General features: G+C 33.2%; 8 protein-coding genes and 1 tRNA gene. 5 read left to right on the top strand and 4 right to left on the bottom strand.

Annotation, left to right across the window (positions count from 1 at the left end; all coding sequences use genetic code 11):
• Positions 1 to 4: 4 nt before the first annotated feature.
• Positions 5 to 544 (top strand): peptide-methionine (S)-S-oxide reductase MsrA, encoded by a 540-nt coding sequence (gene msrA, locus FHS04_RS08530; protein WP_106677422.1) that lies wholly within the window; start codon positions 5 to 7, stop codon positions 542 to 544.
• A gap of 119 nt (positions 545 to 663) precedes the next feature.
• Positions 664 to 2,613 (top strand): YgiQ family radical SAM protein, encoded by a 1,950-nt coding sequence (locus FHS04_RS08525; protein WP_106677424.1) that lies wholly within the window; start codon positions 664 to 666, stop codon positions 2,611 to 2,613.
• Positions 2,614 to 2,625: 12 nt separating this feature from the next.
• Here FHS04_RS08525 and FHS04_RS08520 read toward each other — a convergent pair whose 3' ends face one another.
• Positions 2,626 to 3,582: a bile acid:sodium symporter family protein gene (locus tag FHS04_RS08520; protein WP_106677426.1), complete on the bottom strand. Its 957-nt coding sequence runs from the start codon at positions 3,580 to 3,582 to the stop codon at positions 2,626 to 2,628.
• A 21-nt stretch (positions 3,583 to 3,603) separates the two neighbouring features.
• The gene (gene polA / locus FHS04_RS08515; protein WP_106677428.1) at positions 3,604 to 6,453 is read right to left on the bottom strand and encodes a DNA polymerase I; all 2,850 of its coding nucleotides are present in this window, start codon (positions 6,451 to 6,453) and stop codon (positions 3,604 to 3,606) included.
• Between the two features lie 208 nt (positions 6,454 to 6,661).
• On the opposite strand from polA, the gene FHS04_RS08510 reads away from it, so the two are divergent.
• Positions 6,662 to 7,888 carry a metallophosphoesterase gene (locus FHS04_RS08510; protein WP_106677430.1) on the top strand — a complete coding sequence of 409 codons (1,227 nt, stop codon included), beginning with the start codon at positions 6,662 to 6,664 and terminating at the stop codon, positions 7,886 to 7,888.
• A gap of 54 nt (positions 7,889 to 7,942) precedes the next feature.
• The gene (locus FHS04_RS08505) at positions 7,943 to 8,239 is read left to right on the top strand and encodes a thioredoxin family protein (protein WP_106677433.1); all 297 of its coding nucleotides are present in this window, start codon (positions 7,943 to 7,945) and stop codon (positions 8,237 to 8,239) included.
• On the opposite strand, the gene FHS04_RS08500 is transcribed toward FHS04_RS08505, so the two are convergent.
• Together FHS04_RS08500 and FHS04_RS08495 are read right to left on the bottom strand one after the other, a co-directional pair.
• Positions 8,236 to 8,883, bottom strand: a complete 648-nt coding sequence (locus tag FHS04_RS08500; RefSeq protein WP_106677435.1) for a polysaccharide deacetylase family protein — start codon at positions 8,881 to 8,883, stop codon at positions 8,236 to 8,238. The genes FHS04_RS08505 and FHS04_RS08500 overlap by 4 nt on opposite strands.
• Complete coding sequence (locus FHS04_RS08495) at positions 8,884 to 12,180, bottom strand: DUF2723 domain-containing protein (RefSeq protein ID WP_106677437.1); 3,297 nt, start codon at positions 12,178 to 12,180, stop codon at positions 8,884 to 8,886.
• Between the two features lie 151 nt (positions 12,181 to 12,331).
• On the opposite strand from FHS04_RS08495, the gene FHS04_RS08490 reads away from it, so the two are divergent.
• Positions 12,332 to 12,404: transfer RNA gene (locus FHS04_RS08490), tRNA-Gln, on the top strand.
• Positions 12,405 to 12,456: the final 52 nt, after the last annotated feature.

The following is a 12,456-nucleotide window of genomic DNA, read 5'->3' as shown; positions in this document are numbered from 1 at the left end:
TTTAATGACTACAAAAAAGTTAGAAGTTGCTACCGTTGGTGGTGGATGTTTTTGGTGTACAGAAGCAGTTTTTAATCATGTAAAAGGTGTAGAAGAAGTAATTTCTGGGTATACAGGTGGTAATGCGCCAGGCAAACCAACTTATCGCGAGATTTGTTCTGGGTTAACAGGTCATGCCGAAGTGGTTAAAGTAACTTTTGATGCTAATATTATTAGTTATAAAGAAATTCTTGAAATCTTTATGACAACACATGATCCTACAACTTTAAATAGACAAGGTGCAGATGTCGGGACGCAATATCGATCTGTAATTTATTATTATAATGACGTACAAAAGGAAATTGCTAATTGTGTTTTAGAAGAATTAAATCCTTTATATAACAATCAAATAGTTACAGAAGTAAGTCCAATGGGTATTTTTTATGAAGCTGAAAAAGAACACCAAGAATTTTATCAAAATAATCCAGATTATGGGTATTGCACCTATGTCATAGATCCAAAACTGAATAAACTAAGGCAATTACATACAGACAAATTAAGATAAAAACTGGTAACTATCTCATAATGAGTTGTTATGTTGTTTAGTGAGTATGGGTAATCATAACTAATAATTCCTTTTAAAAAATCTATTATAGTTTAATTTTTGATTAATTTTGCAGCGTTATGCAAGAAGAATTAAGACTTTCTAGTTGGTTGCCTACCACAAATAAAGAGGTGAAAATTCGCGGATGGGAATACCTAGATGTTATCCTGTTTAGCGGCGATGCCTATGTAGATCATCCAACGTTTGGTCCAGCAGTAATTGGACGTTTGTTAGAAAGTATGGGTTTACGAGTGGCTATCGTGCCACAACCTAATGTTAAGGATAATCTTCAGGATTTTGTTAAGTTAGGTAAACCACGTTTATTCTTCGGTGTTACAGGTGGTTGTATGGATCCTATGATTAGCAACTACAACGCCAACAAAAAGCGTCGTGATAAAGATGCCTACACGCCAAATGGCGAAATAGGTTTTAGACCAGATTATGCATCTACCGTTTACAGTAAAATTTTAAAAGAAAAATGGCCAGATACACCAGTTTTAATTGGTGGCATTGAAGGCTCATTACGTCGTGTCACACATTACGATTATTGGAGTGACCAATTAATGCCAACCATTTTAGAAACCTCTAAAGCTGACATGTTGGTATACGGAATGGGTGAACAACCACTTCGTGAAATTGTGCGTTTGCTAGAACGTGGTGTCCCTTTTAATAGTATTAATACAGTTAACCAAACAGCGATTCTTATTAATGATGAAAACGATATCCCAAAAAACAAGAATTGGGAAGATGTTGAAATAGCTTCACACGAAACCTGTTTAAAAGATAAAAAGGCTTACGCGTCTAACTTTAAGGTGATAGAGCAAGAGTCTAATAAATTAGCCGCAAGACGAATTTTCCAAAAAGTAGGTAAAAAGATACTGATGATAAATCCGCCTTATCCTACAATGACGGAAGCCGAAATTGATGCCTCTTTCGATTTACCATACACGCGTTTACCGCATCCAAAATACAATAAGCGTGGACCGATTCCTGCTTACGAGATGATAAAGACGTCTATAAATATTCATCGTGGATGTTTTGGTGGATGTAGTTTTTGTACTATTTCGGCACATCAAGGAAAATTTATAGCGAGTCGTAGTAAAGAGTCTATATTAAGAGAAGTTGATAAAGTGGCGAATATGCCAGACTTTAAAGGCTATTTATCTGATATTGGCGGACCAAGCGCGAATATGTATCAAATGAAAGGAAAAGTACAATCTATTTGCGATAAATGTGTCGCGCCAAGTTGTATTTCGCCAGTAATTTGTAGCAATTTAGATACGTCTCATAAACCTTTAACCGAATTGTACCAAGCGGTTGATAGTCATCCGAAGGTTAAAAAATCATTTATCGGTTCTGGAATTAGACACGATATGTTGGTGCCAGAATTCAATAAAAACGCAGATCCTAAAGAGTTAGACGATTATACCGAAGAAGTGATGACCAAGCACGTTTCTGGTCGACTAAAAGTAGCGCCAGAACATACTAGTGATCCGGTATTAAAATTAATGCGAAAACCATCGTTTAGTTACTTCCATAAGTTTAAAGAACGCTTTGATAAAATTAATATTAAGAATAAACTGAACTTACAGTTAATTCCGTATTTCATCTCAAATCATCCTGCCTGCGAAGTTGAAGATATGGCAAATCTTGCTGCTGAAACTAAAGATATGGGCTTTCAGCTAGAGCAAGTCCAAGGTTTTACGCCAACACCAATGACAGTTGCAACGGTGATTTATTACAGTGGTTACCATCCATACACGCTTAAAAAGGTAAATACACCAAAAACCAGAAAGGAAAAGGATGAACAACACCGTTTTTTCTTTTGGTATAAAGATGAAAACAAAGCTTGGATTAAAAACACGCTTAATAAATTAGGAAGACAAGATTTACTTGATGTTTTACTGCCTAAAAAAGATGAAAAATGGCGTAAAAATAAACCTGGTAAAACTAAAAACACCTTTAATGATGCTGTACCTTTTAACCAACGAAAAAATAAGGTGAAGTATAAGAAGAAAAAGCGAAAGTAATTTTTTTGCTTTTTATAAATTCCTTCTTCCATGCTTAGCGGCAATCACACTTATTGCTACAATTTGAAACGCATGAAACATCATAATTGGTAATAAAATAATGCCTAAAAATGAAGCGTTTTGAAATAGTATTTTAGAAAATACTGTACCGTGAACTAAAGACTTTTTGGTACCGCAAAACTGTGCTGTAATTCGGTCTTCGATAGAAAAATGAAACCGTTTTGCAATAAATCCTATAAAGAAATATACTATCCAAAAGATTAAGATGGCAACAGCTAAAACTGCTAGTAATTTTAATGGACTTAAATTTTCGAAAATGCGATCTAAAAAGGATTTAGAAAAGCTTTTGTAGATAATCAACAAAATCACACTTTTATCAAATAGCGTAATTTTTTTACTGTGTTTTAACGCAAAAGCACCTAAAAAGCGTCGTAACAATAAACCTAAAATAACTGGTGCTAAAATTTCTAACAATAACTTTTGATAGACTTCGATTAAGCTATAATCTGTTCCGGTAGACGTCATAAAAAGACCAATCCATAACGGTGTAAGTATCACGCCAATTAATCCCGAAATACTCGCATTAAATATAGCTGCAGGAATATTTCCTTTAGCAATAGATACCATAACTACAGACGAAGACACTGTTGAAGGCAATGCTGCTAAAAACATAAATGCTAGCCAAAGTGCTTTGTTATCTTCAGTAATTAAAGGGTATGCAGATAATACAATTAAAGGAAAAACAATAAATGTTGTCGCTTGTATTAAGACGTGTAGTTTCCAGTTTTTTAAGCCAATTTTAATTTGCTGCGGACTTAATTTTAGTCCGTAGAAAAAGAAAATAAGCGATATACCAATACTACTCAAAGTGTTTAAAACTTGAGCACTTTCATCTTTACCCAAATCAGGATAAATGTATGCCGCTATCACGGTAATTATAATAGCAATGACGAATTTGTCTATTTTCAAAATTCGATAGAAATTTTAAATTTAATGCGCTTCTAACCAGTTATCACCAAGACCAATTTCAACATCTAATGGTACCGATAATGTGAATGCATTTTCCATTTCAGTTTTTATCAGTTTTGAAATCTCATCTAGTTCTGGTTTGTACACATCAAATACTAATTCATCATGTACTTGTAAAAGCATTTTGGTTTTGTAATTACCAGCTTCTAATTTCTCGTAAATATTAATCATTGCTAGTTTAATGATATCTGCTGCACTACCTTGAATTGGCGCATTTACCGCATTTCGTTCTGCTGCGCCACGAACAACCGCATTTCTAGAATTAATATCTTTTAAATATCTGCGTCTGCCTAAAACCGTTTGCACATAACCATGATCGCGAGCAAAATCGACTTGTTTGCTGATGTAGTTTTTCAGTTTTGGATAGGTTTCATAATAGGTATCGATTAGCTCTTTTGCTTCGCTACGTGATAAATCGGTTTGGTTACTTAAACCGAATGCCGACACACCATAAATAATTCCGAAGTTAACTGTTTTCGCATTGCTACGTTGTTCTCTAGTCACGTCTTCAATAGCAACATTAAATACTTTTGAAGCAGTTGAGGCGTGAATATCTTCACCGTGTTTAAAGGCTTCAATCATCGTTTCTTCTTCACTTAACGCTGCGATGATACGTAATTCAATTTGAGAATAATCGGCAGCTAATAAGGTGTAGTCTTCGCTACGAGGCACAAATGCTTTTCGTACTTGTCTTCCACGTTCAGTACGAATAGGAATGTTCTGTAAATTAGGATTATTACTACTTAAACGACCAGTTGCAGCAACGGTTTGCATATAATCGGTATGTACGCGACCTGTAGCTTCTTCAACTTGAAGCGGTAAGGCATCTACATAGGTGCTTTTTAGCTTTGATAAACCTCTAAAATCAAGAATATTTTGGATGATTTCATGGTCTTTTGCTAAGTAACTCAACACGTCTTCTGCGGTAGAATATTGACCAGTTTTGGTCTTTTTTGGCTTGTCTACCAGTTTCATTTTTTCAAATAAAATAACACCTAATTGCTTTGGTGATGCAATGTTGAATTCTTCGCCAGCAGCTTCGTAAATGCTCTTTTCTAAGTTGGCAATATCACTATTTAATTGCTCTGATAAACTGTTTAAAAAGTCTTTGTCAAGGTTGATACCTTCTAATTCCATCGCAGCTAACACGCGTAGTAACGGGATTTCAATCTCATCAAACAATTTTTGTGTATTGGCTTCGCCTAACTCTTTTTCAAAATGTTCTTTAAGTTGAAGAGTGATATCGGCATCTTCTACAGCATACTCGGTTTGTTTATCTAATGGTACATCGCGCATTGATAATTGGTTTTTACCTTTTTTACCAATCAAGGTTTCAATGGAAATAGGCGAGTAGTTTAAATAGGTTTCTGATAGCACATCCATGTTGTGACGCATGTCTGGATTAATCAAATAGTGCGCTAACATGGTGTCGAATAAAGGTCCTTTAACTTCGATATTATATTTAGCTAAAACCTTGATGTCGTATTTTAAATTCTGACCGATTTTCTGAATGTTTTCAGCTTCAAAAAACGGACGTAATTCTTCAATTAATTCTTGTGCTTCATCTTTATTTTCAGGAAAAGGTAAATAGAAACCTTTGCCAGTTTCCCAAGAAAACGCAATACCAACCAATTCTGCAGTTAACGGATTTAAGCCTGTAGTTTCGGTATCAAAACACACTGAAGTTTGATTAAGTAGGTTTTTTACAAACAGTTTTGTTGCCATTCCGCTGGCAACACTTTGGTAAAAGTGACTTGTGTTTTCGGCAGTATTTCTTGTGAAAGATGTATTTGTTTCAGAATTTGAACTATCATCGCTGCCACCAAATAACGAGAATTGTCCTGCACCAGCATTACTAGAATTTGAGCTAGATGTCGCTTTAGGTTTTTCTTCTGTTTTCGTTGTTGTAGCTGAATTATCGCTTTCTGAAGTAAACGTTTTAATGAAATTGTCTGTAAGACGTCTAAACTCTAACTCTTGAAAAATTTCTTTTACTTTTTCAATATCTGGATGATCTAACTCGAAATCTTTAGCGTTAAATTCCACCGGAACATCAAGCATAATTCGCGCTAATTCTTTTGAAAGTCTTCCTAATTCTGCATTAGCTTCAACCTTTTCTTTCATCTTACCTTTTAGCTGGTCTGTGTTGGCTAAAAGTCCTTCCATGCTACCAAATTGCTTGATGAATTTTTTAGCGGTTTTTTCGCCAACGCCAGGCAAACCAGGGATGTTATCGCTTGAGTCGCCCATCATTCCTAAAAAGTCAATGACTTGTTCTGGTCTTTCGACTTCAAATTTTTTCTGAACTTCCGGAATTCCCCAAGTTTCATATCCGCCACCAAACGATTTTGGGCGATACATAAAAATATTTTCGGTAACTAATTGTGCAAAATCCTTATCTGGCGTGACCATATAGGTTTTGTAACCTTCTTTTTCCGCTTGACGGGAAAGTGTCCCAATAACATCATCTGCCTCAAAACCTTCCTTTACCATAATTGGAATATGCATAGCTTCCAAAATGTTGCAAATATGAGGAATTGCAGTACGAATGCCTTCTGGTGTCTCATCACGGTTGGCTTTATAGTCTTCGTACATTTCTACACGATCTACACTTCCGCCTTTATCAAAACATACCGCTAAATGGTCTGGTCTTTCGCGTTTGATAACATCTAAAAGTGAGTTCATAAAACCCATAATTGCTGAAGTATCTTCACCTTTAGAGTTAATTCTTGGGTTTTTTATGAATGCATAATATCCACGGAAAATAAGCGCGTAAGCATCGACTAAAAAGAGGCGTTTTTGTTCTGACATGTTTTGAATTTTAATCTTATAAAAAGTTCTTGACTGCGCTTAAACAGACAAGAACATCAAAATTACGAAACTTAACTCAGCTTTACTTAGATTTTTTAAAACCTTATTAGCAATAATTTAATTTTTGACTAATGTAATTAATGTTAATCTTCCCTTAAATTAAAGTAGATATGATTTTTAAGACTGTAATTTTGTTAAAATTATAGATATGTTACGCTGGATTATAATAATAGTTTTATACGGAATTTTTAATTTTTATGCATTTCAATCGGTAAAGACTTTAACAAGTAAAAAATGGATTTATTTCTTGTTTTTTGCGCTTACAATAATGGTATTAGTAAACTTAGTTTACCAATTTATAATACCAACCCAAGGTCGTGTACTTACGCCAGCTAAGAGTTATGCTTTAGGTTTTTTTCTAACTGTTATTGCTTTAAAAGTAGTACTGATTTCTTTTTTATTTACAGAAGATGTAATCCGTATTTTATACGGAGCATATCAAAAAGTGTTTGGAGATAAAGAAACCTTTTATTTGCCTTCTAGAAGGAAATTTATAAGCCAAATAGCTTTAGGTATTGCAGCAATACCATTTGCATCCATGCTTTATGGAATTTATAAAGGAAGATATAATTACAAAGTGTTAACTTATACTTTAGAATATCCAGATTTACCAGAAGCTTTTGATGGTTATCAAATCACACAAATTAGTGACGTGCATTCTGGAAGCTTTGATAATAAAGAAAAAATAGAATACGCAATAGATTTAATTAATAAACAGCAATCTGATGTGATATTATTTACTGGAGACTTGGTTAATAATGAGGCTTCTGAGATGGAACAATGGAAAAGCACCTTTTCAAAATTATCAGCAAAAGATGGTGTATTTTCAGTTTTAGGAAATCATGATTATGGAGATTATATGAACTGGCCAAACGAAACTGCTAAGCAAGAAAACTTAGAGTATCTTTTTGAAATTCAAAAAGAAATGGGTTTTGATTTGTTGAAAAATGAAAATAGATTTTTAGAACGAAACGGAGAAAGAATAGCTTTGATAGGTGTTGAAAATTGGGGAGCAGGTTTTAAGCAAGTTGGAGATTTAGATAAAGCTTCTGAAGGCGTAAATCAAGATGATTTTAAAATTTTAATGTCTCATGACCCAACACACTGGGAAAAAGTTGCTGTCACCCATCCTTTACACTATCACTTAACATTAAGTGGTCATACACATGGTATGCAGTTTGGAATAGAAATACCAGGTTGGATAAAATGGAGCCCAGCAAAATGGCGTTATAAATATTGGGCTGGTTTATATGAACAAAACAAACAAATAATAAACGTAAATAGAGGATTTGGTTACTTGGCTTTTCCTGGTCGAGTAGGTATTTGGCCAGAAATAACGGTTATTAAGCTTAAAAAAGGACTTCAAGAGGCTTAAATTAAACTAAATGTTTTATTTTTAAAGATACGTTAATACAAAAGCTTTAATCAAATGTCAAAATTTGGAGAATTAATTGATGTAGAAATTCCTGTGCTTTTAGATTTTTTTACAGAATGGGATGAAACATCTAAAAACATGCATGCGGTCTTAAGGGATGTTGCAGCTGCATTGGGAGATAAAGCAAGAGTCATTAAGATAGATGTGGATAAAAATAAAGAGCTGTCTGAGGCTTTACGAGTTAAAGGTTTACCAACCTTAATTATTTATAAAAATGGAGAGATGAAATGGAGGCAAACAGGACAGCTTGATGCAAACTCTATAATTAATGTTGTAGAACAGTTTATTTAAAGACTTTTGAAACTGTAGCCTCTATCAGAGTAATAAGATAGTACTTTTGGTAACGTGTATTGTAATTTTTTTTTAGCCTTAATACTATCGTGAAACACGATTATATTACCATCTTTAGTATGTTTTAAAACATTGTTTAAGCAATCCTTGCCGCTTAAATTTATATTCCAGTCATAACTAATTACAGACCACATTACAATTTGGTAGCCTTTTTTAATTAGTTGTCTAGCTTGCTTATTTTTAATCTTTCCGTATGGCGGTCTAAATAATTTTTTAGTTGAAAAATATTCTAAACCTAACTCTTTTTCTAAAGTGTTTTGAGCTTTTTCTGTGTTGTTGACATAAGAGTTGGTTTTGTTAATCCAACCGTTTATATGATTAAAAGTATGATTGCCTATGCTGTGACCTTCTTGATTTATTTTATGAAGTATATCTGGGTATTTTTTTACATTGTCTCCTATACAAAAGAAGGTTGCTTTTGCATTAAATTGTTTTAATGTGTTTAATGTCCATTCTGTAATTTCAGGAGTTGGACCATCATCAAAGGTTAGGTATAATGTTTTATTAGAAAACGTCTTTTCCCATATGTATTTAGGAAAAAGACGTTTAATTATTATTGGAATTTTTACAGGAAAAGCTAACATTTATTCAGCTTTTAAAACAGTATCAAATTCTTTTAAGAACTCTTCTTCAGACATTGGTTTTGCTGTAGGTTCTTCTTCGTAAAAGTGCTTAAATAAATCAAGATAGTTATTAAAAGCTTTTGTTTCTTGCTCTGCAAACTCTTTGTCGTAACTTCTAAGAACATCTACTAAAGCCTTATAACGTTCGATGTTAGTTAGGATTTCTGTAAAGTTATACTCTTGGTTTTCTATCGTTAAATTACCATAGTATCTTAAATATTCTTGGTATTTTGTTGCAACCTCTTTAAACAATTGTCTTGCTTTTTCTTTATTATTTACCTCATAATATGTGCTAATGTATGGTTCTAAAAGCGTGTAGAATCCGTATTTATCAACAGGCATATTTTCCATAGCAATATCTGCAACTTCTTCTGCTTTGTCTAGTTTGTTTTCGTTTAATAAAGCTTCTATTAAACGAGCTAAGTTACCGCGATAAGTGATCGAGTTTTTTCGTGTTTCTGGGTCATGATAGATGTCTCCGCCACTATTTCCCCAATCCCAATTTACAACTTTATTGTACATAAAATCTGTGTCAATGCGTCCCATGTCGTATGGGTTTGCTCTAGATACAGGAGTTTTTATTGGTACTAATTTGTAAACCATTCCGTTTAATTGCAGGTAATCTTTAAGCCAAATGTAATCATCATCTCCAAATGCGCCACCTGTAAAGTAGATTGGACGTTGCCAATTATTGTTTGCTACAATATCTAACATTAGTAATCTGTTTTTATATATAGCACTATCGTCTATTGTTATGTAAAGATTATCTTCTATTAAGGCACTATCTTTAGCTTTAACAATTCCGTTTTTAATTACTTCTTTTTTGTCTACGGGAATACGGACATGTTCTGCAGGGAAATAATTTGAGTTAATTAATTGACTTGGATAAGAATATACATCATCTCCTTCTTGCTGCATTATGTGTTTTAACTTAGTTTTTGGATTGTCACTTGTTATAAAGGTCATAAACTCCTTTATAGCTAATGTATCTTTAGTACGTAAGCGCTTCATTATATAGTCTCTTGTCCCATGTTTGTATTTGTCATGTGTAAGAGCAGATGGTATTGGCTCGCTTTCGTAAGCTTGACGTTTCATTTGATCAATGTACCAATCTGTTTGGAATAAACTTGTATTGACAACACGCACATCGGTACGATATTTTTCAATTTCTTGAGCATACCAAAGTGCAAAGGTATCGTTATCACCAATTGAGAATAAAATACCATTTTCATCACAAGAATCTAGGTATTTTTTAGCCATAGCTAAAGCAGTGTACTTGTCAGAACGATCATGATCATCCCAATTTTGAGTAGCCATAATTAATGGGACTAAGACTAAACAAAGCACAGTTATAATTGGAGCTAAGATTTTACCAGAAAGATATTTTTTTAGCATATCAAAGATGGCATATACCCCAAACCCAATCCAAATAGCAAAGACGTAAAAGCTACCAACTACAGAATAGTCTCTTTCTCTAGGTTCAAAAGGTCTTACGTTTGTGTAGACTTGAATAGCAATTCCTGTAAACAAGAAAAACACTAGCATAACCCAAAATAATTTTTTGTCTTTATTAAAAAGAAAAAATAGTCCAATTAACCCTAATATAAATGGAAGGAAATAATACGTGTTTCTTGCTTTGTTATTTTTTACATCACTAGGTAGATTGTCTTGAGATTGACCTAAATGAAGTTCGTCAATAAATTGAATGCCACTAATCCAATTACCGTGTTGGTCTAGTTTACCTTGTATATCATCTTGTCTACCAACAAAATTCCACATAAAGTAACGCCAATACATGTAACCTAATTGGTACTCGAACATGAAAGCAAGGTTATCTCCAAAAGAAGGTTTTTCTACATCTAAAAATTGACCAAATTGCTTTAAAAAATTATGGTAATCTTCATAATCAATTCTCCCTTTAACAACATCATTTTTAAAGTCTAAAATGGATTGTTCTAAACGTGGTTCTCCTTGGTAAGCAGGTTTTATTCTAAAATCTAAAAAACCAGTAAAAAGCATATAGTTTTCTGCGTTTTCTGCGCTCCACATACGAGGTAATACCGCAGCGTGTTTAGAGTTGTAGTTTTGCTTAGCGTTTTTGTAATCGTTAACTATAATGTATTTGCCTGTAGTTTCATCTTTTTCATATTTAGGTTTGTCGTCAACATATGGTTCATTTTCATCTAAACCAGAATATTGGTCAGTAAATAAAGGTCCGTAAAATAGATGTGTTTCTGGATATTGCTCTAAGTTATAATAGGCTAAAAGTTCCCTAGCGCTTGAAGGGTTATTTTCGTTAATTACTACATTAGCATTAGCTCTAATAGGTAGCATTAACCAGGAAGAAGAACCTATTAAAATGAATAATAAGCAAAGAATACCAGTGTTAAAATCATAAAGTTTTTTAGCTCTAGTATATTTTAATCCATAATAAAAAGCCGCTATAAGTAAAATACCAGCAATGATAGAACCTGAATTAAAAGGTAGACCTATTTGATTTACAAAAAACAACTCTAAAGCACTGAAATACCTAAGTACATTAGGAAACATTAATTTGAATATAAAAAGTAGAACGGCTACAGAAGCCACATTAGCTATAATAAAATTCTTAACAGTTATTTTTTTATAATTTTTGAAATAATAAATTAGACCAATAGCAGGTATGGTTAATAATCCCATAAAGTGAATACCAAACGATAAACCTATAACAAATGCAATTAAGATTAGCCATCTATTGCCACGTGGTTTGTGCATGTCTTTTTCCCAACGTAAGCCCAAATAAAACATTATAGACATTATAAGTATAGCCATAGCATATACTTCTGTCTCTACTGCATTAAACCAGAATGAATCTGTAAATGAAAAAGTTAGAGATCCAACTAAAGCGCTACCTAAAACAGCTATTTGTTGACCACTTTTAAGAGTTTTGCCTTCTCCTAAAATTTTTTCTAAAATTAAAACAATAGTCCAAAACATGAATAAAATGGTAAAAGCACTAGATACGGCGCTCATCATATTCATTAAAAGTCCAATTTGATCTGGGTTTAAAGCAAAAACAGAAAATACAGCACCAAGCATTTGATATAAAGGTGCTCCTGGTGGATGACCAACTTGTAATTTAGAAGCAGTTAAAATATATTCTCCAGCATCCCAAAAACTAACTGTAGGTTCTACAGTTAAAGAATAAGTAATTAATGCAATTAAAAAAGCGAACCAACCTAAAATTAGATTCCATTTTTTAAAACTTAAGGACATCATATGTTTTGTTTTATTTACGTGGGCGAATTTAGTAATTATTATGTTATAAGTAAGGTTTTTAAGTTAACGTTAAGTTTTTATTGATAATTTCTTTAAAAAATATTTGTACAAATAAAAGAATGTTTTAAATTTGCACGCTCAATAAGGTTATTGGCCTATGGTGTAACTGGCAACACGTCTGGTTTTGGTCCAGAAGAGTCTAGGTTCGAGCCCTAGTAGGCCAACAAAAAAAGCTTCCTAATTTTAGGAAGCTTTTTTATTTTAAGGTATTTAGTA

Source organism: Mesoflavibacter zeaxanthinifaciens subsp. sabulilitoris, from assembly GCF_014191595.1.
Taxonomy (GTDB): Bacteria; Bacteroidota; Bacteroidia; order Flavobacteriales; family Flavobacteriaceae; genus Mesoflavibacter; species Mesoflavibacter zeaxanthinifaciens.
The sequence above is the reverse complement of the archived record's forward strand: the minus strand, read 5'-3'. Positions and strand labels throughout refer to the sequence as shown.

Coding starts and splice junctions, on each gene's coding strand:
- msrA (WP_106677422.1), top strand. CDS start 5: ATGACTACAAAAAAGTTAGAAGTTGCTACCGTTGGTGGTGGATGTTTT.
- FHS04_RS08525 (WP_106677424.1), top strand. CDS start 664: ATGCAAGAAGAATTAAGACTTTCTAGTTGGTTGCCTACCACAAATAAA.
- polA (WP_106677428.1), bottom strand. CDS start 6,453: ATGTCAGAACAAAAACGCCTCTTTTTAGTCGATGCTTACGCGCTTATT.
- FHS04_RS08510 (WP_106677430.1), top strand. CDS start 6,662: ATGTTACGCTGGATTATAATAATAGTTTTATACGGAATTTTTAATTTT.
- FHS04_RS08505 (WP_106677433.1), top strand. CDS start 7,943: ATGTCAAAATTTGGAGAATTAATTGATGTAGAAATTCCTGTGCTTTTA.
- FHS04_RS08500 (WP_106677435.1), bottom strand. CDS start 8,883: ATGTTAGCTTTTCCTGTAAAAATTCCAATAATAATTAAACGTCTTTTT.
- FHS04_RS08495 (WP_106677437.1), bottom strand. CDS start 12,180: ATGATGTCCTTAAGTTTTAAAAAATGGAATCTAATTTTAGGTTGGTTC.